The organism is Mycolicibacterium sp. ND9-15 (assembly GCF_035918395.1).
Lineage (GTDB): Bacteria > Actinomycetota > Actinomycetes > Mycobacteriales > Mycobacteriaceae > Mycobacterium.
Genome location: NZ_CP142362.1, coordinates 2957731 through 2983718, shown reverse-complemented (window position 1 = coordinate 2983718; position 25988 = coordinate 2957731). Strand labels below are relative to the sequence as shown.

At 67.6% G+C, this 25988-nt stretch carries 22 protein-coding genes; 11 read left to right on the top strand and 11 right to left on the bottom strand.

The genetic code is table 11. The annotated features are described in order from the left end of the window. Positions 1 to 53: 53 nt before the first annotated feature. Together QGN32_RS14565 and QGN32_RS14560 are read left to right on the top strand one after the other, a co-directional pair. A complete protein-coding gene (locus QGN32_RS14565) occupies positions 54 to 1028 on the top strand; it encodes a TIGR03885 family FMN-dependent LLM class oxidoreductase (protein ID WP_326545081.1) in 975 nt (324 codons plus the stop codon). Then, positions 1025 to 2701: an alpha-amylase family protein gene (locus QGN32_RS14560; protein WP_326545080.1), complete on the top strand. Its 1677-nt coding sequence runs from the start codon at positions 1025 to 1027 to the stop codon at positions 2699 to 2701. The genes QGN32_RS14565 and QGN32_RS14560 overlap by 4 nt, the downstream gene beginning before the upstream one ends. 207 nt (positions 2702 to 2908) lie before the next feature. Here the strand turns inward: QGN32_RS14560 and QGN32_RS14555 are convergent, their stop codons facing one another. Beyond that, positions 2909 to 3574 carry a M15 family metallopeptidase gene (locus QGN32_RS14555; RefSeq protein ID WP_326545079.1) on the bottom strand — a complete coding sequence of 222 codons (666 nt, stop codon included), beginning with the start codon at positions 3572 to 3574 and terminating at the stop codon, positions 2909 to 2911. A 95-nt stretch (positions 3575 to 3669) separates the two neighbouring features. Here QGN32_RS14555 and QGN32_RS14550 point away from each other — a divergent pair, with 95 nt between their 5' ends. Further along, complete coding sequence (locus QGN32_RS14550; protein WP_326545078.1) at positions 3670 to 4935, top strand: cytochrome P450; 1266 nt, start codon at positions 3670 to 3672, stop codon at positions 4933 to 4935. On the opposite strand, the gene QGN32_RS14545 is transcribed toward QGN32_RS14550, so the two are convergent. After that, a complete protein-coding gene (locus QGN32_RS14545) occupies positions 4874 to 6337 on the bottom strand; it encodes a WS/DGAT/MGAT family O-acyltransferase (RefSeq protein WP_326545077.1) in 1464 nt (487 codons plus the stop codon). The two genes, QGN32_RS14550 and QGN32_RS14545, sit on opposite strands and share 62 nt — an antisense overlap. A gap of 5 nt (positions 6338 to 6342) precedes the next feature. Then, a complete protein-coding gene (locus QGN32_RS14540) occupies positions 6343 to 7206 on the bottom strand; it encodes an alpha/beta fold hydrolase (protein ID WP_326545076.1) in 864 nt (287 codons plus the stop codon). A gap of 146 nt (positions 7207 to 7352) precedes the next feature. Between QGN32_RS14540 and QGN32_RS14535 the strand changes: the two genes are divergently transcribed. From QGN32_RS14535 to QGN32_RS14510, 6 genes are all read left to right on the top strand, one after another. Continuing rightward, positions 7353 to 8474, top strand: a complete 1122-nt coding sequence (locus QGN32_RS14535; protein ID WP_326545075.1) for an XdhC family protein — start codon at positions 7353 to 7355, stop codon at positions 8472 to 8474. 159 nt (positions 8475 to 8633) lie between these two features. Continuing rightward, positions 8634 to 10964, top strand: a complete 2331-nt coding sequence (locus tag QGN32_RS14530) for a xanthine dehydrogenase family protein molybdopterin-binding subunit (protein WP_326545074.1) — start codon at positions 8634 to 8636, stop codon at positions 10962 to 10964. A 22-nt stretch (positions 10965 to 10986) separates the two neighbouring features. Beyond that, on the top strand, positions 10987 to 11679 hold the full coding sequence (locus QGN32_RS14525) for an SRPBCC family protein (RefSeq protein ID WP_326545073.1): 693 nt from the start codon (positions 10987 to 10989) through the stop codon (positions 11677 to 11679). After that, a complete protein-coding gene (locus tag QGN32_RS14520) occupies positions 11676 to 12551 on the top strand; it encodes an FAD binding domain-containing protein (RefSeq protein ID WP_326545072.1) in 876 nt (291 codons plus the stop codon). Before QGN32_RS14525 ends, QGN32_RS14520 begins: the two co-directional genes overlap by 4 nt. Then, complete coding sequence (locus QGN32_RS14515) at positions 12544 to 13014, top strand: (2Fe-2S)-binding protein (protein ID WP_326545071.1); 471 nt, start codon at positions 12544 to 12546, stop codon at positions 13012 to 13014. Before QGN32_RS14520 ends, QGN32_RS14515 begins: the two co-directional genes overlap by 8 nt. Positions 13015 to 13018: 4 nt before the next feature. Beyond that, positions 13019 to 13990, top strand: a complete 972-nt coding sequence (locus tag QGN32_RS14510; protein WP_326545070.1) for an NAD-dependent epimerase/dehydratase family protein — start codon at positions 13019 to 13021, stop codon at positions 13988 to 13990. 68 nt (positions 13991 to 14058) lie between these two features. On the opposite strand, the gene ctaD is transcribed toward QGN32_RS14510, so the two are convergent. The 8 genes from ctaD to QGN32_RS14470 form a co-directional block, all read right to left on the bottom strand. Next, positions 14059 to 15807 carry an aa3-type cytochrome oxidase subunit I gene (gene ctaD, locus QGN32_RS14505; RefSeq protein WP_326545069.1) on the bottom strand — a complete coding sequence of 583 codons (1749 nt, stop codon included), beginning with the start codon at positions 15805 to 15807 and terminating at the stop codon, positions 14059 to 14061. A 98-nt stretch (positions 15808 to 15905) separates the two neighbouring features. Continuing rightward, positions 15906 to 16388: a GreA/GreB family elongation factor gene (locus QGN32_RS14500; RefSeq protein WP_326545068.1), complete on the bottom strand. Its 483-nt coding sequence runs from the start codon at positions 16386 to 16388 to the stop codon at positions 15906 to 15908. A 305-nt stretch (positions 16389 to 16693) separates the two neighbouring features. Further along, positions 16694 to 17956, bottom strand: coding sequence for an NAD(P)/FAD-dependent oxidoreductase (locus tag QGN32_RS14495; protein ID WP_326545067.1), 1263 nt, complete (start codon positions 17954 to 17956; stop codon positions 16694 to 16696). Between the two features lie 148 nt (positions 17957 to 18104). After that, the gene (locus QGN32_RS14490; protein ID WP_326545066.1) at positions 18105 to 19634 is read right to left on the bottom strand and encodes a PucR family transcriptional regulator; all 1530 of its coding nucleotides are present in this window, start codon (positions 19632 to 19634) and stop codon (positions 18105 to 18107) included. A 131-nt stretch (positions 19635 to 19765) separates the two neighbouring features. Then, positions 19766 to 21310, bottom strand: a complete 1545-nt coding sequence (locus QGN32_RS14485; RefSeq protein ID WP_326545065.1) for an adenylate/guanylate cyclase domain-containing protein — start codon at positions 21308 to 21310, stop codon at positions 19766 to 19768. Between the two features lie 180 nt (positions 21311 to 21490). After that, positions 21491 to 23047 (bottom strand): adenylate/guanylate cyclase domain-containing protein, encoded by a 1557-nt coding sequence (locus QGN32_RS14480; RefSeq protein ID WP_326545064.1) that lies wholly within the window; start codon positions 23045 to 23047, stop codon positions 21491 to 21493. Between the two features lie 112 nt (positions 23048 to 23159). Then, positions 23160 to 23996: an SDR family oxidoreductase gene (locus tag QGN32_RS14475; protein ID WP_326549077.1), complete on the bottom strand. Its 837-nt coding sequence runs from the start codon at positions 23994 to 23996 to the stop codon at positions 23160 to 23162. Positions 23997 to 24040: 44 nt separating this feature from the next. Beyond that, complete coding sequence (locus QGN32_RS14470; RefSeq protein WP_326545063.1) at positions 24041 to 24973, bottom strand: enoyl-CoA hydratase; 933 nt, start codon at positions 24971 to 24973, stop codon at positions 24041 to 24043. A gap of 194 nt (positions 24974 to 25167) precedes the next feature. Between QGN32_RS14470 and QGN32_RS14465 the strand changes: the two genes are divergently transcribed. Both QGN32_RS14465 and QGN32_RS14460 read left to right on the top strand, forming a co-directional pair. Further along, positions 25168 to 25521: a hypothetical protein gene (locus tag QGN32_RS14465; protein ID WP_326545062.1), complete on the top strand. Its 354-nt coding sequence runs from the start codon at positions 25168 to 25170 to the stop codon at positions 25519 to 25521. Between the two features lie 96 nt (positions 25522 to 25617). Further along, positions 25618 to 25974 carry a hypothetical protein gene (locus QGN32_RS14460; RefSeq protein ID WP_326545061.1) on the top strand — a complete coding sequence of 119 codons (357 nt, stop codon included), beginning with the start codon at positions 25618 to 25620 and terminating at the stop codon, positions 25972 to 25974. Positions 25975 to 25988 lie beyond the last annotated feature (14 nt).

Below are 25988 nucleotides of genomic sequence, written 5' to 3'. Positions count from 1 at the left end.
CCGCGCAGCAGTGACGTTCACGTAAGAGCCAGGAGAACGGGTACTCGTACCTCATGACGGTCGTCGGTTTCCATTGCTCCCACGAGCAGATCGATCCCGCCCAGTTGCTTCGCGACGTGCGACATGCCGAGCAGGCGGGATTCACCGCGGCGATGTCGTCGGACCACTTCAGCCCCTGGAGTGAGCGGCAGGGCGAATCCGGTTTCGCATGGTCCTTCCTCGGTGCGGCGCTCGCCACGACCGAGTTGCCGTTCGGTGTCGTCACCGCTCCGGGGCAGCGTTACCACCCGGCGATCGTCGCCCAGGCGATCGCGACGCTGGCGCAGATGTTCCCGGGCCGGATCTGGGCGGCGCTCGGCTCTGGTGAGGCGTCCAACGAGCGGATCACCGGCGCCGAATGGCCCCGCAAGGAGGTCCGTGACCAGCGCCTCGTCGAGTGCGTCGACGTCATCAGGCGACTGCTCCGCGGAGAAGAGGTCAACCACGCGGGCTTGGTCCACGTCAATCGGGCGCGCCTGTGGACGCGCCCCGAAACCGGTCCCGATCTCGTCGGTCCGGCGGTCACCCCCGAAACGGCCGCCCGGCACGCCGCCTGGGCGGACGGCCTGGTCACCGTGAACCAGTCGAGGGAGGCACTGCAGAAGGTTCTTCGGGCGTACCGCGACGCCGGTGGTCGCGGACCCGCGCGCCTGCAGATCCACCTCAGCTGGGCGCCTTCGGAGGATGAGGCGCTCACCGTCGCTCACGACCAGTGGCGCACCAACGTCTTCGACCCGCCGGTCTGCTGGGACATCGAGACTGTCGAGGCGTTCGACGTTGTCGGCGAGAAGGTCTCGCCCGAACATGTCCGCCAGTCGGTGCGAGTCTCGAGCGAGGTGGGTCAGCACGCCGAGTGGCTGCGCGAGGACATCGAACAGGGGTGGGATGAGCTGTATCTGCACTTCGTCGGGCAGCAGCAGAGCCAGTTCATCGACACGTTCGGCGAACATGTTCTGCCACAACTGAATCCGAAGGAAGTCACCTCGTGAGAAAAATCGAGACCGGCGACCTGTGGTGGAAGAACGCCGTTTTCTACTGCGCCGACATCGAGACCTTCTACGACTGGAACGGCGACGGCTGCGGCGACATCCGCGGCATGACCGAGCGCATCGAGTACCTGGCCGACCTCGGCGTGACATGCCTGTGGCTCATGCCCTTCTACCCGACCGGCCGGGTCGACGACGGCTACGACATCACCGACTTCTTCGGCGTCGACCCGCGGCTCGGCACCCACGGTGATTTCGTCGAGCTCGTGCGCACCGCCATGTCGAAGGGTATCCGCGTGGTCGTCGACTTCGTCATGAACCACACCTCCGACCGTCACCCGTGGTTCAAGTCCGCCCGCCGCAGCACCGATGATCCCTACCGCGATTACTACGTGTGGAGCGCGACCGAGCCCAGGTCCAGCCGCAGAGACGTCGTCTTCCCCGATCAGGAAGACAGTCTCTGGGAGCGTGAACCGAAGACGGGCCAGTGGTACCTGCATCACTTCCTCAAGCACCAGCCCGACCTGAACATCGCCAATCCTCTTGTCCAGGAGGAGATCTCGCGGGTACTCGGCTTCTGGCTCGAGCTGGGGGTCGCCGGCTTCCGGGTCGACGCCGTACCGTTCCTGTTCGCCCGCGACGGGGCACCGGGCGATCCAGGGGTGTTCGATCCTTACGAGTACCTCGGCGACGTCCGCAATTTCGTCACCCGCCGCGTCGGTGACGCCGTCCTGCTCGGCGAGGTCAATGTTCCCTACCGGGACCAGAAGACATTCTTCGGCGGTCCTGACGGCGACGGGCTCAACATGCAGTTCGACTTCACCGCGATGCAGAACCTCTATCTCTCGATGGCCCGGGGCGACGCCGGCCCGATCACCAAGGCGCTCGAGAAGCGACCGGCGCTCGACATCACCAGCCAGTGGGCCAACTTCATACGCAACCATGACGAGCTCACGCTCGACAAGCTGAGCGACGAGGAGCGCCAGGAGGTTTTCGAGGCTTTCGGCCCGGATCGAAAGATGCAGCTTTACGGGCGCGGGCTGCGCCGGCGGCTGCCGTCCATGCTCGGTGGCGACCAGCGGCGGATGCGCATGGCCTACTCGCTGATGTTCTCGTTACCGGGGACCCCGGTGCTGTTCTACGGCGAGGAGATCGGAATGGCCGAGAACCTCGACGTGCCGGGTAGGCTCGCCGTGCGCACGCCGATGCAGTGGACGAGCGGCGCGAACGGCGGCTTCTCCGTCGCCCCGAACCGACGCCTGACGCGGGCTCTTCCCGACGGCATGTACGGCCCCGAGCGCGTCAACGCCGCGGGCCAGCGCCACGACCACCAGTCGTTCTGGTGGTTCATGCGCAATCTCATCTACACCTACCGGTCCCAACCGGAGATCGGCTGGTCGACCCCCGAGATCCTCCGGCAACCCAATCCCGCTGTGTTGGCACACGTCTGCCGGGAGCAGTCGGGCTGGACGATGGTCGCGCTGCACAACTTCGGCGCCGAAGCGGTCATCGTGCCGATTCAGCTCGATGATGCCCCGGAGTGCCGGCTCGTCGACCTGCTGTGCGGGCTCGCCGAGCACGAACTGGACGCTGACGGCCGCATCGATCTCGGCCTGGAGCCTTACGGCTACATGTGGCTGCGTCTCCAGCGGCGCCACGACCCGCCGATCATCTGACTCGACCATCCCGCGGGCGAACTCGCTGACGCAAATCTGTCCCAAATCTGGGATTGATTCGGCTGCGAGGGGGTAGATATTCGACATGCCCGAAGCAACTGAGTCCGCCGCCGTCGCCGTCTGCGGCGGATGTGGATACCCGACACTCGGGCCGGACCTGTGCGCCTACTGCCAAGCCGTCACTGCCCACCCGACGGCCGCCTGACGCTAGTTCACCGGCGCATCGAGGATCGGGTGTTGCGCATACGCGCCCGGCGCGTCGAAATGCCACCACTCGCCGTCGTAGACGCTGAGCCCACGCGCCGCCATCGCGTCCCGTAGCCGCGCACGGTTCGCCTGCGCGGCGCTGCTGACTCCCTCGGTGGCATACGCGTTCGCACGCGGTGTGAACTCGTCGAAGCCGGTGCCCATGTCGACGAGGGCGCCCTCGCGGGTCAGCGTCACGTCGACCGAGAGCCCCGCCTCGTGGCTGCGGGCGTAGGGACCGGGTCGCGCCACCCAGCCGGGATCGGCGACCGCCTCATACATCCGCACCTGCACGTCGTGCGGCCGGTAGCAGTCCCAGAAGACCAACGCCTCACCACCGGGGCGCAACCTGGCGGCGGCCGCGGACAACCGCGGCGCCATCGACCCGTCGACCAGACATCGCGCGTCCGCGGGATACATCTGCTCGCCGACGAAGTTGTCCGTCGTCGCGTACCGCAGGTCGATCACCGCGTCGGGCACGGCGCTGCGCACGTCGACCAGACCCGCCGCGCGGGCCGCGTCGGACACCGGCGGCACCGGTTGCTCCGGTGAGGCAGCGGCCGACCCGGACATCGGCCATGCCACGACGACGGTCGCCGCCGTCGCGCACGCCCACGCTCTACGCATCGCGCCTCGTTTCCGGACTGGAGTAGTCACCTACGCTAGTCCGCTTCCCTCGGCGGGACCGAACATCGAAGTGTCGTCACGCCGAGGAGGTCACCATGAGCCCGACCGTCAGCACGGCCCTTATGGACCGGCAGCGCCCGACCGTCTACGAGGCCGACGTGCCGAGCGTGTCCTACGAGGACGCGGCCAGCGCCCACGAGGCCCATCGGCGGCTCGCCGAGGCGCGCAACGCGGGCCCGATCGCGATGGGGGCGCACGGCCCCGAACTGCTGACCTACGAATTGGCCCGGACCGCGCTGCGCGACCACCGGATGTGCGTACCGCAGGGGCTTGGCCTGGAGGCCCAGGGCATCACGTCCGGGCCGCTGTGGGACCGCGCCGCCTCGACCCTGCTCAGCGTCAACGGCGAAACCCATTCCCGGCTGCGGCGGTTGGTGTCCAAGGCGTTCACACCGCGCGCGGTCGGGCGGCTGGACACGACGATTACCGAGATCATCAGCCGGCTGGTCGACCCATTGCTGGCCGACGGCCGCTGCGAGGTCGTCGAAGACATCGCCCGGCCGTATCCGGTGCCGGTGATCGCCGAGCTGCTCGGCGCCCCGAGCGAGGATTGGAAGCTGTTCTCCGAGTGGGCCGACGACTTCTTCAAGCTCTTCCAGTGGAACGCCGCCGAACACGAGCAGGCGGTCCTGACCGCGTGGGCGGAGCTGGACGACTACGTCGACGGCATGGTCGCCGAACGCCGCAAATCGCTCACCGACGACCTGATCTCCGAGCTGATCCGCGCCGAGGACGACGGCGACCGGCTGGCGATCGAGGAGCTGCGGATGCTCGCCGCCGGGATCCTGATGGCGGGCACCGACACCACCCGCAACCAACTCGCCGCCGCGGTCGACGTGTTGTGCGACCACCCGGAGCAGTGGGAGCTCCTGGCACAGCGTCCGGAACTCGCGATGTCCGCGGTCGAAGAGCTGATGCGGTTCTACCCGGTCGTCTTCGGCGCGATGCGGATGACCATGGAAGACGTCGAGTACGAAGGCGTGATCATTCCGGCCGGCACGTTCGTGTTGGTCAACACCGCCAGTGGCAACCGCGATCCCGCCGCCTACCAGGACCCGGACCGCTTGGACATCACGCGCCAAGGCGCGGCACCGATGCAGACCTTCGGCGCCGGTGCGCATTACTGCCTGGGAGCCAACCTCGCGCGCCGGGAACTCGCCGAAGCCCTGGTCGTGATGAGCCGCCGGATGCGCAACATTCGCCGCGCCGGACCCGCGGTGTGGAAGCCGCTGGTCGGCATCACCGGTCCGGCCGCGCTGCCGATCGAATTCGATCCGGCCTGGCCCGCGGCAGCGCAGTAGCAAGGTCGGTGGTCGCTTCTGGCAGGCTCGCGGCCCGGCGAAGCTCGCCGAACGCCGAAATGAACGCCTCGGTCGCGTCGTGGGTGTCGTCGAAGGCCCGATCGTCGGAGAGCACGGAGATGTTCAGCTGGTCGACGTAACTCCACACGGTCACGTTCATCGCGGCTCCCGCGGCCAGCGGACCCACCGAATAGATCTCGGTGACCACTGCCCCGGCGATGCGGCCGCGCTGGCGGGGGCCGGGCACATTGGACACGATCAGGTTGAACAACTGGTTCGGGGCTTCCCGCCGAGACATCCATCGGAACGTGGCGCGCATCGCCAGGGACGGCACGTAGTTCAGCCACCTGCCCACCGTCTTGGGCCCGAGCAGCGCGATGTCCTCCTTCGCGATCCGGGTAGAGGCCCTGATCAGCCGAAGACGCTCCAGCGGGTCGTCCACCTGCACCGGCAAAGAGACCAGCATCGTGCTCAGCTCGTTGCCGGTGATCCGGTCCGTGGTCGTGTCGGTCGACGCGGGCACGGACGCGATCAGGGCCTGGTCGGCTCGTCCCTGGTAGTCCACAAGGAGTTGACGCAGCCCCCCTGCGGCGATGGCCAGCACCACGTCGTTGATCGTCGCGTCGAGATACTTGCTGGTCGCCTTGACCTCCTCCAAGGACAGCGTCGCGGTGGCGAATGTCCTCCCGGCGGAAAGCTTTCGGTTGAGGAAGGTGGGCGGTGGGGTGAACAGGTGAGCCAGTTCGGGGTTGCCGCGGCGGCGACGGGCGCGCCGCTGCAACCGGTAGACACCTGCGGCGCCGTCCCTGACGGCTGCGGGTAGCTCCTTCAGCTGGCGGAGGTGATCTCGAGCCGCGGAGCGCAGCAGCTCTTCCGCGGTCGGGGGATCGCCCGCCTCTTTCGGCGGGGTCTCGCGATGGTCGTGGCCCGGCCATTCCATCGCCCGCGCCATCAGGTTCGCCGAGGCGACGCCGTCCGCCAACGCATGGTGCACCTTGCCGATCACCGCGACCCGGTGCTCGGCGAGGCCTTCGGCGTAATACAGCTGCCATAGCGGTCGACTGCGGTCCAGCGGGGTGCTGGCGATCTGGCCGATCAACGCGTCCAGGCCCCGTCGCCCGCCGGGCGCGGGCACGGTCACCCGTCGCACGTGGTAGTCGAAGTCGACCTCGGCGTCCTCCCGCCACATCGGGCGGTGCAGGTTGAGCGGTACGGCCACGAGTTCGTACCGAAACGGATCGAGGTCGCCCAAGCGGGACCGAAACGTTTCTTCGAACGCCGCGAAGGTGGGCTCTCCCTCGAACTGCGACGTGTCGACCACTGCGATCTTCAACGTGTGCTGATGCACATTGGGCGTCTCGCTGGACAGCAGCAACGCGTCCCAGCCGCTGAGTCGCTTCACACCGGTCAACCGCCTTCAGCAGCCAGAAGCTCATTCTCCGGGATACGGCGGTGCACCGACTCGACGGCCGAAAGCAGACCGGCGACGAACTTGTCGGAGGCGAAGGTGCAGCCGGCATGGCCGGCGTCGACCTCCACCGTCTCGGCGTCGGGTATCGCACTTGCCAGCCACCGCTGGCGTTTCACCCCGAAAGCGCGGTCGCGCGTCATCACCAACACCGACGTCGGCGCATCGATCTCGCCGACCCACGTCGAAGAGTCGAACCGCATCACCTCGGCCAGCGCCCGTGTGATCGCGCCGGGCGAAGTGTTTCGCACCTGACCGAGTAGCCACTGATGGTCGCGCAGGTATCCGTGGTTCAACCGCGGCGCGGGCCCGAAACGGCGCGCCGGAGGACTGGCCGCCTCGATCAGCGCGGCGAACAGCCCGGTGGCCACTCGCTCATGGCTCGCGCGACTGACGGCAGCGGCGGCGGCACACAACACCAGCGCGTCGACACGTTCGCGATGGCGTTTCCACACCAGTTGGGCGATCAGCGACCCCATCGAGTAGCCGACCGGGATGAAGGTGGAGATCCCCAGCGCATCGGTCAGCGCCGCGACGTCGTCGGCGCAATCTTCGAGGAGAAAGCGCGGTGTGGTGATTCCCTGACCATGACCGCGCTGGTCGAAGACGACCACGCGACCGAGCTTGCGCAGTTCCTCCAACACCGGATACCACGTCATCAACCCCGTGCACGCCACCGAGTGCAGCAACACGTACGTCGGCCCGTCCGCAGGCCCGGTGTCGACGACGTACGTCGATCCCCGGCCGGGGAGTTCGACGACGCGGCCGTCCGAGACATGGGGAACCGGCGCCAGTGCGGGCAACTTCAGCAACCGCGCCGGGCCGGGGAGACGCCAGATAGATCCGATGCCGCCATTACAGCATGGATCGCCGCTGAATCGGGGCAACCCGGCGCCGACCACCCCCGACGCTGAGCGGTCGCACAGCGCCGGGGGCTTAGACTGCGAGCGTGCGCGAGGTGCTCGACGAGTTGCTGACCGTGTGGCGTGCCGGCGGCACTGCCGGGGTGGCCACCGTCGTGCGCACGATCCGCTCGGCGCCGCGCCAGCCCGGCGCCACCATGGTGGTCTGCCCGGACGGCTCGGTCGCCGGTTCGGTGTCAGGCGGTTGCGTCGAGGCCGCCGTCTACGAGCTCGCCAACGATGTCGTCTCGTCGGGACGTCCCGAACTGCAGCGCTACGGCATCAGCGACGACGACGCATTCGCCGTCGGGCTCACATGCGGCGGCATCATCGACATTTTCGCCGAGCCGATGTCACGTGACACCTTCCCGCAGTTGCAGGCGGTGGCCGAGGACATCGCCGCGCACCGGCCGACCGCCGTGGCCACCGTCATCGCGCACCCGGATCCGGCGCGGATCGGGCGCCGGTTGGTGATCGGCACGCACACGGTCGACGGATCGCTGGGCTCGGCGCGTGCCGACGCGGCCGTGAGCGACGACGCCCGCGGACTGCTCGCCGCCGGTCGCACGGCCGTGCTGTCGTACGGGCTCGACGGACAGCGCCAGGAGACCGGGATGGAGGTGTTCGTCGCCAGCCATGCACCGCGGCCGCGAATGCTGATCTTCGGGGCGATCGACTTCGCAGGCGCGCTCGCGCAGCAGGGGGCGCTGCTCGGGTATCGGGTCACCGTGTGCGACGCCCGTCCGGTGTTCACCACACCCGCGCGTTTCCCCGGCGCGGAGGAGGTCGTCGTGATGTGGCCCGACCGCTACCTTCGCGAACAAGCCGAACTGGGGGAGATCGACTCACGCACCGCGATCTGCGTGCTCACCCACGATCCGAAGTTCGACGTGCCGGTGCTGCAGGTCGCGCTGGGTCTGCCCGAAGTCGGCTACCTCGGGGTGATGGGATCACGGCGCACGCACGAGGACCGGATGAGCCGGCTCCGCGAGGCCGGCCTCACCGACGCGCAACTGGCCCGGCTGGCCAGCCCCATCGGCCTCGACCTCGGGGCCCGCACACCCGAGGAGACAGCGGTGTCGATCGCGGCCGAGATCATCGCCCGCAGGTGGGGCAGCGGGGGCAAGCCGCTGAGCGACACCGAGGGACGTATTCATCACGATGGCTAGAGGCGACGCGGGCTTAACGGGTTGCTCGCATGCGGGTGAGCACCGCAGTCGCGCCCGCGCGACCGGCCGGCAAGCCAGGCGGTGAGACAACACGTATGGAAATGTCGTTCTCGAATGCGATAACGTCACTCTTTACACGGCGAGAAGAAGGGTGAGCCGATGACTTCTGCTTCAGCGGAGAAGGTCGCGACCCGTTACGCGGGAACCCGCGTCCCGCGCGTGGAGGACAGTCGGCTTCTCACCGGGCGCGGCACTTTCGTCGACGATGTCGTGCGGCCGGGAATGCTGCACGCCTGCTTTGTGCGCAGCCCGTTCGCGAGGGCCCGGATCAAGAGCATCGACACGTCGGCGGCGCTGGCCATGCCGGGCGTGCACGCGGTGTTCATCGCCGACGACCTCAACCCCGACGTCAAAGAGGCCTGGCACGCGGTGGCCGGCAAGGATATTCCCGACACGCCGCGTCCCCCGCTGGCCGAGGGCGAGGTGAAGTTCGTCGGCGACCCGGTCGCGCTCGTCGTCGCCGACAGCCGTTACCTCGCCGAGGACGCCGTCGACGCGGTGGAGGTCGACTACGAACCGCTGCCCGCCGTCGTCGACTTCACGAAAGCGGCCGGGTCCTCGGTGGTCGTACATGAGGCCTACCCCGACAACGTCGCCGGCGGCATGGGCGGCGCCCCGCCGGACGAGGAGACCTTCGCCAACGCCGCGTGCGTCGCCTCGGCCAACGTCTATCAGCAGATCCACGCGCCGGTACCGATCGAGTGTCGCGGCATGGTCGTCGAGTGGACGCCGGCGACCGAAGAGCTGACCATGTGGGCGTCGACGCAGACACCGCACGAGTTGCGGGCGTTCTGCGCCAGGCTGCTCGGCATTCCGGCGCACAACGTCCGAGTCATCATGCGCGACACCGGCGGCGGCTTCGGACAGAAGGTCGTGCCGATGCGCGAGGACATGTGCATCATGCTCGCCGCACGTAAAGTCTCTTCTCCGCTGAAATGGATCGAGGACCGCCGCGAGAACCTGATGTCGGCCGGGCAGGCCCGCCACGTGGATGGAATGGCGCGCATGGCTCTTGATGAGGACGGCAACATCCTCGCGGTCGACATCGACTTCACCTACGACGTCGGCGCCTACCCGACCCCGTACCCGGTGCTGACCACCGCCGCGGTCGGCATGTTCTTCCCCGGCCCGTACCGGGTGCCGAAGGCCGGCTTCAACTACAAGACGGTGTTCTCCAACACCGCCGGGCTGCACGCGTATCGCGGTCCCTGGCAGTACGAAACGCTGGCTCGCGAAGTGCTTTTCGACATCGCCGCCCGAAAGCTGGACATCGACCCGGTCGAACTGCGCCGGCGCAACATCCTGCGCGGCGACGAGATGCCGTACTTCAACCCCAACGGCATGCCCTACGACCACGTCGCGCCCGCCGACACCTTCGAGCAGGCCGTGAAGATCCTCGACCACGAGGGCTTCCGGAAAGAACAGGCCGAGGCGCTGGGCGAAGGGCGCTACATCGGACTGGGGTTCTCGGCGTACATCGAACCGACCGGCGCCGCAACGGGTCACCTCGCCTCCGAGGGCGCGACGATCCGGATGGAGCCGACGGGCAAGATCAACGTCTATGTCAACGGCGGTTCGACCGGCAACAGCCTCGAGACCACGGTCGTACAGTTGACCGCCGACGCACTGGGCGCCGACATCGCCGACGTCTCGACGATCCAGGGCGACACCGCAGTCACCCCATACGGCGCGGGCACCCAGGGCAGCCGCAGCGGCCCGATGACCGCGGGTGCGGTCGCCGAGGCCGGCGCGATGCTACGCAGGCAGATCATCGCGATGGCGGCGCCACGCCTGAAGGTCGACGAGTCCGAGGTCGAGTTGGCCGGCTCGCGGGTGGCAGTGACCGGAAACCCGGACAAGAGCGTGAGTTTCGCCGATCTGGCCTACCGCGCATACTACGAGCCTGCGCAGTTGCCACCCGGCGTCTCGGCGTCGCTGGAGGCAACCGCACGGTTCACTTCGCAGGCGCCGATCCACTGGGCCAACGCCACGCACGCCTGCACCTGCGAGGTCGACATCGAAACCGGGCGGGTGACGCTGACGCGCTACATCGTCAGCGAGGATGTCGGTCCGATGATCAACCCCAACGTCGTCGAGGGCCAGATCGCCGGCGGGACCGTGCAGGGCATCGGCGGCGCACTGCTCGAGGACATGGTCTACGACGACGACGGCAACCCGCTGTCGAGTACGTTCGTCGACTACCTGCTGCCGACGGCCACCGAGGTGCCCGTGATCGAGTACGGGCACGTGGAGATTCCCGGACCCGGCGTCGGCGGGTACAAGGGTGTCGGCGAGGGGGGCGCGATAGGTTCGACGCCCGCCGTGATCAACGCGATCAACGATGCCCTGGCACCCCTCGGGGTCACGCTTACCCGCCTTCCCGCCAGCCCCGCCGCGATCGTCGAGGCGATCGAACAAGCCCGGAAGTGATTGATCGAAGAATGGATCAAAGATGGAGTTGAACAACGAGTTCCGCGTTGCGGTGCCCGCCGACAAGACGTGGGAGGTGCTGACCGACGTCGAACGGGTGGCGCCGTGTCTGCCCGGCGCGACGCTGCTGTCCGTGGACGGTGACGACTTCACCGGCGCGGTGAAGGTCAAGGTCGGTCCGATCACCGTGTCCTACAAGGGAATCGCCTCGTTTCAGGAAAAGGATGCCGCCGCACAGCGCGTCGTGCTCAAGGCCGAGGGCAAGGAGACACGGGGGAACGGCAACGCCACGGCCGTCGTCACCGCTCAACTGAAGGACGAAGGCGACGCGACCAGGGTGGTCATCAATACCGATCTGACGATCTCGGGCAAGGCCGCTCAGTTCGGTCGCGGCGTGCTCGCCGATGTGGCGGCCAACCTGATCGGCCAGTTCGCCAAGTCGCTGGAGGCCAGCGTGCTCGGTGACGGCGCCTCGGCACCGACCACTGCACCGACCGCGGAGGCGGCCACGGCCGTCGCACAGGCCGATGCGGGCGACTCCATCGACATGCTGAAAGTCGTCGCGCTGCCACTGGCCAAGCGGGTCGCGCCGGTTGCAGCCGGTTTCGCCGCCGGATTGGCCGTCGGGTTCCTGATCGGCCGTCGCCGCAGAACGGCGCCCGCCGCGGTGCCGGCCGAGGACCTGCAGGCCGCGTTGGTTCGACTGTTGTCATGAAAGCCGCGCCGTTCACCTACCACCGCCCGGAGTCGGTCAAGGAGGCGGTGGACATGCTCGCCGAATTCGGCGATGACGCGAAACTACTTGCGGGCGGCCAGAGTCTGGTCCCGATGCTCGCGATGCGGCTGACGTACTTCGAGAACCTCGTCGACATCTCGCGGATCGACGAGCTTCGCGGGATCGACCCGGTCGGTGACGCGGTACGCGTCGCCGCAGGCACCCCGCACGCATTCGTCGGGATGGATGACGAGGTGGCGGAGTCGGTTCCGCTGCTGACCCTCGCCACCCCGCACATCGGCCACTTCCAGATCCGCGCCCGGGGAACGCTCGGCGGCGCCATCGCCCATGCCGACCCTGCGGCGGAGTATGCGGCCGTGGCGTTGGCCCTCGACGCGCAGATGGACGTCGCGTCGGCGACGGGATCCCGGCAGATCGCCGCCACAGACTTCTTCACCGGGCTGTGGGAGACCTCGTTGCGGCCCGGCGAGATGCTGACTGCGGTGCACTTCCCAATCTGGGGCGGACGCTCCGGCTTCGCGCTGGAGGAATTCGCCCGCCGCCACGGCGATTTCGCGATCGCCGGCGCGGCCGTGGCGGTCGAACTCGACGATGACGACCGGGTAACCCGTTGCGGCATCGGGCTGTTGGGCCTCGGCTCGACGCCGCTGCGCGGCAGCCACGCCGAAGAGTCGCTCACCGGTCGACCGGTCGGCGAGATCAGCGCCGAGGAGATCGGCAGGCTCGCACTCGAGGGCCTCGACGACATCCCGTCCGATCTGCAGGGGTCGGCCACCTATCGAGCCAAGTTGGGGGCGACGATGGTCGCTCGCGCCTGGTCTTGCGCCATCACGGAGGCAACCGATGCATGAGATGCCTGTCGAAATGACGGTCAACGGGCGCACCTTCGCCGCGAGCGTGGAACCGCGCCTCACGCTTGCGGACTTCCTGCGCGAGAAGTGCGGCCTGACCGGAACCCACCTCGGCTGCGAGCACGGCGCCTGCGGTGCGTGCACGGTGCTGCTCGACGGCGCCGCGGTGCGCGCATGCCTGATATTCGCGGTGCAGGCAGAGGGTATGGAGGTCACCACCGTCGAGGGCATCGGAGGTCCGGACGGTGAACTGTCGCCGGTGCAGGCCGCTTTGCGTGACTGCCATGGTCTGCAGTGCGGATTCTGCACTCCTGGCTTCGTCACCTCCATCACCGCACTGCTGCGCGACAACCCCAAGCCGACCGACGAGGAGATCCGCGAAGGGCTATCGGGTAACTTCTGCCGATGCACTGGATACCAGGGGATTGTGAACGCCGTACATCGTGCTGCCGAGATGACCTAGCCCGATGTTGATCGCTGTCACGGGCGGGACGGGTTACCTCGGCGGCCACTGTGTGCGCGTGCTGCTCGAACGCGGTCATCGGATCCGCCTGCTGGTGGCGCCCGAGGCGCAGGACGCACCGGTGCTGCAGCGGTTCGCCGAGTTCGGCGACATCGAGACGATGATTGGCGACATCCGGCTCACCGAAACGGTCGATGCGCTTCTCGACGGCTGCGACGCGGTACTGCACGCCGCGGGCGTGGTCGGTACCGACAAGCGCCGCAGCACGCTGATGTGGGAAGTCAACGCCTACGCCACCGAGTCGGTACTGACGCGCGCCGCAGCGGCCGGCCTCGACCCGATCGTGTCGGTCAGCAGCTACAGCGCGTTGTTCCCGCCGCCCAACGGCGTAATCGGGCCGGACTCGCCGACCGCGACGGGTCGAAGCCCGTACGCGCGGACCAAGGCCTATGCGGACCGTGCCGCTCGCCGACTGCAGGAGCAGGGCGCGCCCGTCGTCGTCACCTATCCGTCGAGCGTGGTCGGTCCGGCCTTCCACACGGCAGCAGGGGTCACCGAGCGGGGGTGGGCACCACTGGTGCGAGCCGGCGTCGCACCCCGGTTGCGCGGCGGGATGCAGATGGTCGACGTGCGAGACGTCGCCGACGTGCACGCGGCGCTGATGACGTCGGGGCGCGGACCCCGGCGCTACGTCTGCGGGGGCATCCTGGTCTCGTTCGAGGAGATGATCACCGCCCTGGAACGCGGGGCGAACCGTCGGTTCCGACGCATCCCGCTGAGCCAGGGCCTGTTCCGCGGCATCAGTTGGGCGGGCGAGGCGTTTTCCGGTGTGGTGAACCTGGGCGACGGCCTGAGCTACGAAGCGGCACTGCTTCTCACCGCCGCGACCCCCACCGACGACTCGGCGACGATCGGGGATCTCGGCGTCACGTGGCGTTCGCCAATGGACGCCATCGTCGCGTCGTTCTCCGGCTGAATCTCAGGTCACGCATGCGCGCTCCATGCGGCGACCCCGTGAGCGATGAAGAACCGGGGTCCCGGCGCTCAGCTGCGGTCGGGCTCGGTGCGCGGGCCGAAGCCGCCCGGCGACTCGCCCGCGGTGGCGTGCCTGCCGATGTGTGATTCGGCGCGCATGCGGTCGACCATGTGCGGGTAGTGCAGCTCGAATGCCGGCCGCTCCGAACGGATCCGGGGCAGCTCGGTGAAGTTGTGCCGCGGCGGCGGGCACGAGGTCGCCCACTCCAGCGAGTTGCCGTAACCCCACGGATCGTCGACGGTCACCGGCTCGCCGTAGCGCCAGCTCTTCATCACATTCCAGGCGAACACGATCATCGAGATGCCGAGAACGAACGATCCGATGGTGGAGACGACGTTGAGCGTGGTGAACCCGTCGGAGGGCAGGTAGTCGGCGTAGCGGCGCGGCATGCCCTCGTTACCGAGCCAGTGCTGTACCAGAAAGGTGGTGTGGAACCCGATCAGGGTGAGCCAGAAGTGCAGCTTGCCCAAGCGCTCGTCGAGCAGGCGGCCCGTCATCTTGGGAAACCAGAAGTAGATGCCGGCGAAAGTGGCGAACACGATCGTGCCGAACAACACGTAGTGGAAGTGCGCGACGAGGAAGTAGGTGTCGGTGACGTGGAAGTCCAGTGGCGGGCTGGCCAGTATCACCCCCGACAAGCCACCCAGCAGGAACGTCACCATGAAGCCGACCGCGAACAGCATCGGCGTCTCGAACGTCAACTGGCCCTTCCACATCGTGCCGATCCAGTTGAAGAACTTGATGCCGGTGGGCACTGCGATCAGGTAGCTCATGAAGGAGAAGAACGGCAGCAGCACGGCGCCGGTGGCGAACATGTGGTGCGCCCACACCGCCATCGACAGCGCCGCGATGCTCATGGTGGCGTACACCAGCGTGGTGTAACCGAAAACGGGCTTGCGGGAGAACACCGGGAAGATCTCCGTGACGATGCCGAAGAACGGCAGCGCAACGATGTACACCTCGGGATGGCCGAAGAACCAGAACAGGTGCTGATACAGGATCGGTCCGCCGTTGGCCGGGTCGTAGATGTGGGCTCCCAAGTGGCGATCGGCAGCCAAACCCATCAGCGCGGCGGTCAGTAGCGGGAAGACCATCAGCACCAAGATGGACGTGATGAGGATGTTCCAGGTGAAGATCGGCATCCGGAACATCGTCATCCCGGGTGCGCGCATGCACACCACGGTGGTGATCATGTTGACCCCGCCCAGGATGGTGCCCAGACCGGCGACCGCCAGACCCAGGATCCACAGGTCACCGCCGGCGCCCGGGGAGTGGATGGCGTTGCTGAGCGGCGCGTACGCCGTCCAGCCGAAGTCCGCCGCACCACCGGGAGTGATGAAGCCGGAGATCGCGATGAGCCCACCGAAGAGAAACAGCCAGTACGAGAATGCGTTCAGCCGCGGAAACGCCACGTCGGGCGCACCGATCTGCAGCGGCAGCACCAGGTTGGCGAACCCGAACACGACCGGGGTGGCGTAGAACAGCAGCATCACCGTGCCGTGCATGGTGAACAACTGGTTGTACTGCTCGTTGGACAGGAACTGCAGCCCCGGCGTCACGAGTTCGCCGCGCATGAACAGCGCCATGAGCCCGCCGATGAAGAAGAAGACGAAGCAGGTGACGACGTACATGATGCCGATCAGCTTGTGATCGGTGGTCGTGATGAGCCGGTAGACCATCGTGCCCCGCGGGCCCACCCGGGCCGGGAAGGGGCGACGTACCTCCAGCTTCGGAACCGAGGTCACTTCTGCGGTCAAAACCCTCCCTTCGGGGCCGGACTCGTCTCACTCCATCCTAGGTAGCCCGGAAGCGAGCCGAAAGTCCTTTTGCGAACCGCGATTGCCGTTGGTGTGCCTTAGCCGGCGGTCACGGGAGCGTCGTCATCGCTGTGCATGCCGTAGGGCACCGCGGTCAGCATCGTCACGGAGAGGTCGGCCCCGCTGGGAAGCTTGAAGGTGCGCTGCTCGCCGGGGCGCGCCCCGAGGATCGCGGCGCCCAACGGCGACTCGGTGGAGTAGACCTCCATATCCCCGTGCTCGGCGCTGCGCACGCCGAGCAGGAAGGTCTCGATCTCAGCGGTGTCGTCATAGCGGACCGTGACGACCATGCCCGGTTCGGCGATGCCGTCGTCCGGTGGATCCTCGCCGACGACGGCGTTGATGAGTATCTCGTGGATCTGCCGGATTCGCGTTTGCCGGGCGCGTTTGACGGCGGTCGCGTTCGCATCCGCGTCTTCGTCGGCGACGGCGTTCGCGCAGAGTTCATTGAGGGTTACGAGTTCTTGTTGCAGCCGGTCGTAAGCGGTCGGCGACAACCAGATACGTTGCGCACTGGTCATTTTCGGTCCTTTCGTGAAATCGAGGTGGGATTCGGGCGGGCGCCGATACGGGTGCCGTCCCGTCCCACGTCATCGTCGGGCACTTCTGATCGGCGTCGAGTCCGCAGGGCCGCCGACTCGGCTGACAGGCGGATGTAGGCACGCCGGGTCATCCAGCCGCGTTCTGTGTTCGTCATGTGGGTCCTCTCGTGGAAAGCGGGTTGCCGTCAGGGGCGGGCCTCGGGCTGAGAAAGCGCCGCCCCTGACGACTCGCGACGCCCGCGAGGGCGATGCCCGCGCCGGATTCGATCGCCTTGGGGCGCGGTCTACGCGATCGCGCGCCGTAACGGATCGAAGGGCTGCAGTGCTTCGGGCTGTTTGCCGGTGGTGATCTGCTCAGCCAGGAGTCGACCGGTCACCGGACCGTGCGCCAAGCCCCACATGCCGTGCCCGCCTGCGACGTAGACGTTTCGCGACATCTCACCGATCAGGGGCCGGCCATCGGGGGTGATCGGCCGCGGACCCGCCCAGACGTCGCTGCGCTCGGCCCACCGAACTCCGTCCAGCAGTGGGCTCGCCGAGGCCACCATCGCACCCACCCGTTCAGCGGTCACCGGTTCGTGTGGGTCGCAGAGCTCCATCGTGCCCGCGACGCGCAGGGCGCCGTGGTACGGCGTACAAGCGACTCGTGCGTCCGGCAGATAGATGGGGCCGGGGATGGGGCGGTCCACCGGCACGGTGAAGGAGTAACCACGCCCGGACTCCACCGGGACGCGCAACCGGTTGCCCGTCAGCCGCGACATCCACGCGCCGGTGGCGATCACCGCGGCGTCCGCTGTCAAGTGTTTGCCGCTGTGGGGCTGCACCACCACGCGGTCACCGGAACTGAACACACCGCGCACATCGTGCGTCAAGACGGTCGCCCCACGCTCCTCGACGGCTCGGCCCATGGCCTGCACGAATCGACCGGGGTCGACGAACCGTTGGCCGTTGATGTTGATTCCGGCGGTGATCGCCGGCGACGCCAGCGGCACCTGCTCCCGCAGCGCCTCGCCGGACAACCCGGTGACGAACAGGTCCTGTCCGGCACGCTCGAGGGCACGCAGTTCACGCATCATCCTCTCGGCGTCCTCGGTGCTCCGAAAGATCGCGGTGATCGGCGCGTCGGTGACCGGTGCGTCGACCCCGTTCGCGATGAGGACGTCGAACGCCTCGATGCATTCTTCGTTGAGCGGGACGCTCGCCTCCACCGCGCGGTTCCACACCGACGACCGGCAGTTGGCGGCGAACTGGATCAAGAACAGCCACAGGGCGCTGTCGACGGTCCATGGGATCTGTACCGGGGAATTGCGGTCGCGCAGCGAGCGCATCGCGTAGCGCAGCGTCTTCGGCGAGTTCAGCGGGACCGTCAGCGCCGGCGAAACCCAACCGGCGTTACCCCATGAGGCCCCAGCGGCCACACCGCTTCGGTCCACGACGGTGACGTCGACACCGCGCTCCTGCAGGAACCACGCCGTGGACAAGCCGACGATCCCGGCGCCAACCACGATCGCAGACCGCGGTCCACCGTCAAACCGCTCGCCGACCATGGGAATACCTCCAACGCTTCAGAAAAATCCACTCGTTGATCCCATGGTGTGGGGCGAGCCTACTTTTCCAGTTGCCGCGCCGGGACAATCCGCCGCCGCGCCGTTGTGGCGATCCGACAAAGACCTGACCTGCCCGGATGGCCGCCCGTCAACGAGGCTCGTCGATCGCGGCGAGTTCGATCATCATGGCTACCCGCTTGCGCGCGTCGTCCAGCGGAAGTTCGGTGATCTCACCCATCTTGCGCAGGCGGTACCGCACGGTGTTCTCGTGGACGCCCAGGTGATGGCCCGCCCGGGCGGGGTCCCCCAACGCCTCCAGCCACGCCCTCAGCGTGGTGATGTACTCGGTGGCGTGCTCTTCGTCGTGGCGGCGCAGTTCGGCAACCGGTCCCCGGTCCGGGCTACGCCCCGAGCGCGCAGCGGTGCGGAGACGCTGCAGCAGGATCTCGTCCCAGGACTCGTCGTAGGCGGGCGGTTCTGCGGTCGGCGACCTGACCTCGTGCAGCGCCAGGCACTCGTCGGCTTCCTGTCGCGCCGCGGGCAGCTCGACAGCGGTGGCCGCCTTGCTGATGCCGGCCGGCAGGGTGACCCGCTCGGGCAGTGCCGCCCGCAAGCCTGCGACCCACTTGCGGGCGGCCGCAGCCTCCTCGCCGGGCAACAGGGTGTAGATCGTGTTGCCCGCCAGCGCACTCCGGCCCGGACGCGACCATCCGAAGCCGGCCGTCGCCCGCTCGAATGCCAGAAGCAACGCCGCATCCCGCTCGGCTCCGATGGACGCGTGCACGGCGATGACGCGCATCGGCCCCTGCAACAGGCCGAGTCTGCTGGCCGAGGCCGCGGCGTCGGCGGTGCCGTCCAGTAGCCGAAGCACCAACTCGGATTCGACCTGGCGCTCCAGGTCCGCGCTGGCACGGGACCGCAACAGATGCAGCGCCACCGTGCGGGCACCGCGCGCCAGCGCCGTGCGTTCGGGTTCCACCAACGGCTTCGGACAGGACACCCACACCGACCCCAGGCGTTCCCGCCCGGCCCGCACCGCGACAACCATGCGACCGGACAGCCCCTGTTCGGAATCCGGCGCCAAGAACAGCGGTTCATCGGAGGACGCGAGGTGGGTGAACACGCCTTGCGAATCGAAGAATTGCCGCAACCACTCGGGCGCCTGCCTGCTCATGATCGTCGCGACCCGCGCCGGGTCTTCGTTCTCCTGCATCGTCGAGTAGGCGAGCACGCGCGACAGCGGGTCCTCGATGATCACCGCGCCGCCCGTCGTTTCGGCAAGGCTGTCGGCGAGTGCGAACAAATCGGTTGGGCCGCGGCCGGATTCCGTTTCGCGGCCCTCCAGCACCAATCCGTAGACGATAGCTGCGAGCTCGCTCCAGGACAGCGTCTGATCGACGACCATCACCGCGACGCCCTCGACCATCCCGGCGAAAGTGGTGTCGTCGTCACCGTCGCGAAGTAGCACCACCACCGCACGCGCGGCGACCGCCCACCGCAACGCCTCGTTGACCGTTCGCGCCCCGATCGCCAACAGCACGTCACCGGTGACGGTGCGAGTGCCGGCGATCTCGTGCATCACCACGCTGCCCAGCTCCCTGGAGCGCGGGATCGGACAGAAGCGCAGGCGCACGCCGTAGCTCCCCAGCACGTTGACCAGCCGATCCAAGGTGACCACGAGCCTGACGTTACCGCCGTCCCAGAAGGGTCTGGTCGGCTGTTTGCCAAAACGTCACGGCAGGCCTGTGAGGACGTCTCTGCTTGAGAGGCCGGTCCACGCAGCCCCGTTGTGGCTCAACGCCTTTGCGCTCATCGGCGCACGGCGGCCGCGGGGGCGAGACGGGCCACCCCGCGCAGGAGCCACGGTGCGCGCCTGGCCACTGCCTCCACAACGTGGTCCGAGCGGCGCATCGCGGTCAGACGGTCAGGAGTGGGCATTGATGCCAGTTCGGCCTCGGGTGATCCCGCCCGCGGACCGTGGCGGTCGACCGCCAGGAGTTCCCATGTGCCGGGCACGCCCCGCAGTTCGACACAGCCGCGGGCCTGGAAGCCCGTGCCAGAGCCGACGACCAGGTCGCGCACGGTGCGGGAGACGAGAATTTCACCGACGCCGGCCTGGCCGAGGATCCGCGCCGCGATGTGAACGGCGAGCCCACCGATGTCGTTGTCGAGGAGCTCGCACTCGCCGGTGTGGATGCCGGCGCGGATCTCGATACCCAGCGTCTCGGCGTCAGCGCGCAGCGTCTCGGCGCAGCGGATGGCCTGTGTCGGACCGTCGAACGTGGCGAGGTGGCCATCGCCGGTGCTCTTGACCACCGTGCCGGCGAAACGTTCGGTGAGCTCGGTGGTGATCTCACCGAAGCGGTGCAGCACCGCGCGCCATCGCTCGTCCCCAGTCGCCGCGGCGTGTTGCGTCGACGCGACGATGTCGGTGAACAACACCGTGCGCAGGGCGCGATGCGACTGCGCAGGCGCGGCCTGGCTACCGGTGAGGAACTTCTCGATCCCGGTCAGGATCTTGTCGGGCTCGGTCAAGAACGGGGCGTGATCCACCCCGCCGACCTCCAGGTAGTGGGCGCCAGGAATGTGGTCGGCGAGGTACCGGCCGCCCTGCACTGGGACCGCCGGGTCGTCGCGGGAATGGATGACCAGGGTCGGCACGGTGACCGTTGGCAGTATCGGGCGTACGTCGGTCAGAAACGCGGCTTCGAAGGACGCCCGCGCCATTCCCGGGCTCGCGCTCATCCGCTCCAGCATTGCGAGCTGGCGGATCGACCGGACCGACGGCGCGCTGATACTGGCTGCCACACCGCTGCCCCACCCCCAGCGAATGGCGCGGCAGGCTTCCAACCAGCGGGCGAGCTGTTCGATCGACGGCGTGTAGTCCTCGCCCACCTGGGCGAGGTAGCGCGCCCGCAACTCGGACGGGTCGCGATCGATGTCGTCCCACTCGCCGGGGTTGAACGCGTATGTGGCGCAGAGGATCAGCGCCCGTACCCGTTCCGGTCGTGTCGCCGCGAACATCATGCATGCCGGTCCACCGTCGCTCAGACCGGAGACGACGGCCTGTGTGAAACCCACGGCGTCCATGACAGCCTCGATTTCGGCCGCTCGATCCTCCAGTGTGCGAACTTTCGGCACCGGGTCCGACAGGCCGACTCCGGCCTTGTCGAACAGCGCTACGCGACAGAACGTGGCGAGTTGCTCGACGAACGCCTTGAATTCGGGAAGGGTCCAGGCCAACTCGATGTGGCTGACGAACGGCATGACGACGACGAGTTCGATCGGCCCGTCGCCGAACACCTGATACGCCAGGCTGAGATCGCCGCACTTTGCGTACGCCGTTTCCGCCACAGGCTTGACCGTAATACCTGACCGTATTAGATGCCGAGCGTTGGTCGTACCGTATCCACTGCGTCGCGGCCCGAACCCCCATCGCCGGAGATCCTCCGCACCTTCACCGGCCGATCCATGGTGACATCCGCGGTTGAAGCAATGGTTTCACACGGTTAAGGGCGTTAACCGGGCTGCGGGTCAGCGCATCGGAGTTGAGTTGCCGCGGCTGTTCGGCGCGAGGCGGGCCATCCCACGCAGGAGCCACGGTGTCCGCTTCGCCATCACCGCCACCGCGCGATCCGACCGGCGCATCGCGGTTCGAGCGCCGGGGGTGGGCGTGGACACCAGTTGCGCCTCAGCCGTTCCCGCCCGCGGCCCATGGCGATCGACCGCCAGGAGTTGCCAGGTGCCCGGCACGCCGCGCAACTCGACGCTGCCGCGCTCCTCGAAGCCCGCGCCCGAGCCGACCACGAGGTCACGGACTGTACTGGAGATCAGGATTTCGCCCGCGCCGGCGTGGCCGACGATCCGCGCCGCGATGTGTACGGCAATCCCGCCGATGCGGTTGCCCCGCAATTCGCACTCGCCGGTGTGAATACCGGCACGAATATGGATACCCAATGTCTCGGCGTCAGCGCGCAAGGCCTCGGCGCATCGGATCGCCTGCGTCGGGCCCTCGAACGTGATGAGGTGGCCGTCGCCCGTGCACTCCACCACCGTGCCGCCGAATCGTTGCGTGAGTTCCGCGGTGATCTCGTCGAACCGGTGCAACACCGCACGCCATCGCTCGTCTCCGGTCGCCGCGGCGTGTCGCGTGGAGGCGACCATGTCGGTGAACAGCACGGTACGCAGAGCGCGACGCGACAGAGAGGGCGCGGCATGGCTGCCGGTGAGGAACTCCTCGACCTCGGTCAAGACCCGGTCGGGATCGGCGAGCCAGGGCGCGTGGTCGCTGCCCTCGACTTCGAGCATTCGCGCACCGGGGATGTGGTCGGCGAGGTACCGGCCGCACTGGAGAGGAACAATTTCGTCGCGGGAATGGATCACTAGGGTGGGCGCGCTGATCGCCGGCAGGATGGGCCGCACATCGATCCGGAACATCGCTTCGAATGTCGCCCGCGCCATCCCCGGGCTCGCGCTCATGCGCTCGGCCATTGCAAGAAGGCGGATCGACCGGACCGACGGCAGCAGAGCCTTTGCGGCCTCGCCGCTGCCCCACGCCGAGAGGGCGGCGCGGCACCAAGCCTGCCAACGGACGAGCTGCTTCACCGAGGGTGCGTAGTCGTTACCCAACTCGCGCACCAGGCGCGCCCGCACCTCGGCCGGCTCGAGGTCCAAGTCATCCCAGCCGTCGATGAAGGCGTACGCGAAGGTACCGGTGAGGATCAACGCCCGTGTTCGCTGCGGTCGAGTGGCCGCGAAGAGGATGGAGGCCGGGCCACCCTCGCTCGCCCCGAAAAGCACCGCTCTTTCGAAGCCGACGGCGTCCATGACGCCCTCGATCTCGGCTGCCCGATCGTCCAGCGTGGGAACTCTCGGCACCGGATCCGAAAGCCCCGCCCCGGACTTGTCGAAGAGAAGGACGCGACAGAACGTGGAAAGCCGCTCGAAGAAGGCCGCGAATTCGGGCATGGTCCAGTACAGCTCGATGTGGCTGGCGAACGAGCCGGCGACGACGAGTTCGATCGGCCCGTCGCCGAACACCTGATACGCCAGGCTGAGATCGCCGCACTTTGCGTACGCCGTTTCCGGCATTGCATGAGCGTATCTATCCCGCGCGCTGATCGTTTCCTATTCGCGCTGGTTGGTCAGCCCCGTGCACGTGCGTCGACGAGTCACGTCATCGCCGTTTCCGGGATCGTCACAGCTAATTCGAGACGACTCCCCGCAACCCTTCCGCGCCGAAGACAGGTTCGAGCATCGACGAATAGTCCGGTCCGCGGCGCACCAGCTGTCCGCCGTCGACGTTGATGACCTGGCCGGTGATGAAACTGGCCGCATCGCTGAGCAGGAACAGCGATGCGTTCGCGATGTCCTCGACCTCACCAGGCCGGGGCAACGGCGTGCACGCCGCGTAATCTCCGCTCAACTCAGGCGATTCGAGCACCGGCGCGACGAGTTCGGTGCGGATGAGGCCGGGTCGGATGCAGTTCACCCGCACCCAGGAGGCGCCGAGTTCGTCGGCGGCCAACTGCATCATGTGGTCGATGCCGGCCTTGGACACGCCGTAGGCGCCGAACCAGCGATGGGTGTTGCTCGCCGCGATCGACGAGATGCCGACGAACGAACCGCCGCCACCACGCACCATCTCGCGCGCCGAGTGCTTGAGCACGTACATGGTGCCGTTGATGTTGAGGTCGACCGTGCGTCGCCACAGCTCTGAGTCGATCTGTGTGATGGGACCGATCGTCTCGCTCCCGCCGGCACAATGCACGACGCCGTACAGCCGGCCGGTCCACGCCGTGGTCGCCGCGACGACGCGGGCCACCTCGTCCTCGTTCGTCACGTCGGCGGGCTCGTAGCGCACCGAACCGGATCCGCCCCGCGCCTTGATCTCGTCGGCGGCGTTGGAGAGCTTGTCGGCGTTGCGGCCGACGAGCATCGCGGCACCGCCGGCAGCCACCACCGCGGCCGCAACGCCCTTGCCGATCCCGCTGCCGCCGCCGGTGACCAGTACCGTCCGATCCGTCAAGGACAACTCCACCGCAGATCCCTTCGTCATCCGCTAGAACAGGTTCTAGTTATACGTCACGGCTCGTCGCGGCGAGCGGGCTTCGGTGCGCCGAGCGTCCGCCAGTCCGGCACATTCGGCGGCAGTCCGACCGGGTAGCGGTTCTCGTTGTGGGCCGCCCAATGCGCATGCCCGAGTTCATGGATGTGGAACGCGTGCCGCAGCGCCTCGGTGAAGCCCATCGCGTCCGCAGCCGCGTTCACCGAATCCTTCACGAGCAGCGCCGCCATCGTCGGACGCTCGGCAATTCGGCGGGCGAACTCGAGCGTCTTGTCCTCGAGTTCGTCGCGCGGGAAGATCTTCGACACCATGCCGAGGCGGTAGGCCTCATCGGCATCGATCGAATCACCGGTCAACAGAAGCTCTTTGGCTTTCCGCGCACCGAATTCCCATGGGTGCGCGTAATACTCCACACCCGGCATGCCCATTCGCACCCCCACCACGTCACTGAACTTCGCATCCTCGGCGGCAACGATCAGGTCGCACGCCCAGATCAGCATCAAGCCCGCCGAGATCGCGTTGCCCTGCACCTGGGCGATGGTGATCTTGCGCAGGTCCCGCCACCGACGAGTGTTCTCGAAGAAGAAGTGCCACTCCTGTAGATACGTTCGCTCGGCGATCGCCGGCACGGTGGCGCCGTGTGATCGGAACGTCGGATGTTGCGCGGGGCCCGGTTTGCGTTCCAACATCGCTTCTTCCGACCCGAGATCGTGTCCGGCCGAGAAGTTCTTTCCGCGCGCGGCCAGGATCACCACCCGCACACGGTCATCGGCCTCCGCGCGACCGAACGCCTCGTCCAACTGCACCAAAAGCGTGCGGGACTGAGCGTTCTGCGCTTCGGGCCGGTTCAGCCAGATGCGGGCGATCTGGCCGTCGTCCAAGGTTTCGTATGTCACCTGTTGCGCCGCATCGCCTGCGGCGTCGGCGCTCGTCAGATCAGGGTTCGCCATCGCGGACCACCTCGCTTTGTTGTTCGACCCACTGCACATTACGGTGCCCCGCCCACCGACCGGCGCGCCGTCAGCCGCCTGGGCCCGCTGGGGCAGCCGCACACGTCGGTCAGCTCGAGCCCATAGCGGCCCGCCGACCGTCGAAAGGCACACGGATAGTGCACGACCGACGGACCGGCTCTTAGAATCGCGGAATGTCGAATTCTTCGTTCTCGCTTCGGCGACTGGTGCTCACCGCCGCATTCATCGCGGCGGCCGCGGCTGGACCCGTACTCGGTCTGTATTCGGCTTACGAGCCGAGTGCGGCAATGGCTCAGGGCTGTCAGGGGGGCGAGGAGAACGACCAGTTCACGATGACGTGCGTGCCGTTCTTGGTGCCGGTTTCGCCGCCGTTGTTCCAGACCACCGCGGCCAACCCGGACGTTCCCGAAATCCAAGGTATCCCCTGCATCGGGCACAATGCCGGAGGTTGTATGGGTTTGGCTGAGGACGAAGCCGCGGTGGGCCCCGCCGCGCAACCGCGTTCCTCCATCAGCGCCAGCCCGTAACCGTGCTGGCGGGGAATTTGTGAAGCTGTGCAGAAGGCCGCCGGCTTCCATAGAATCGTGCCGACGGCACGGTTGATCACAACAGAAAGCGCGACGATGGCGACCTTGAAGTTCTCTGCACCACGACTGGTTCTTGCCGGTGGCTTTGCGGTTGCGATCGCCGCGGCGCCGGCGGTCGCTGTGTTCGCAGCGCCGACCGCCCCGGTGACGCCGCTGGCGCAGAGCTGCCCCGGTGGCGAAGAGCCCGACCAGTTCACCGGCGTCTGCGTCCCCCATACCGTGCCGAACGCCGGGGCGACGTTCACCACGCAGCCCGGCAACCCCGACGTACCGGAGGTCATGGGCCTGCCCTGCATCGGCCACAACCAGGGTGGCTGCATCGGTCTGGCCGAGGAGGCCCAGGCCCAGACGGTGGCGCCGCCTCCGGCCCCCGTTTTCAGTCACAGTCCCTAGACAGCGGCGTTGAC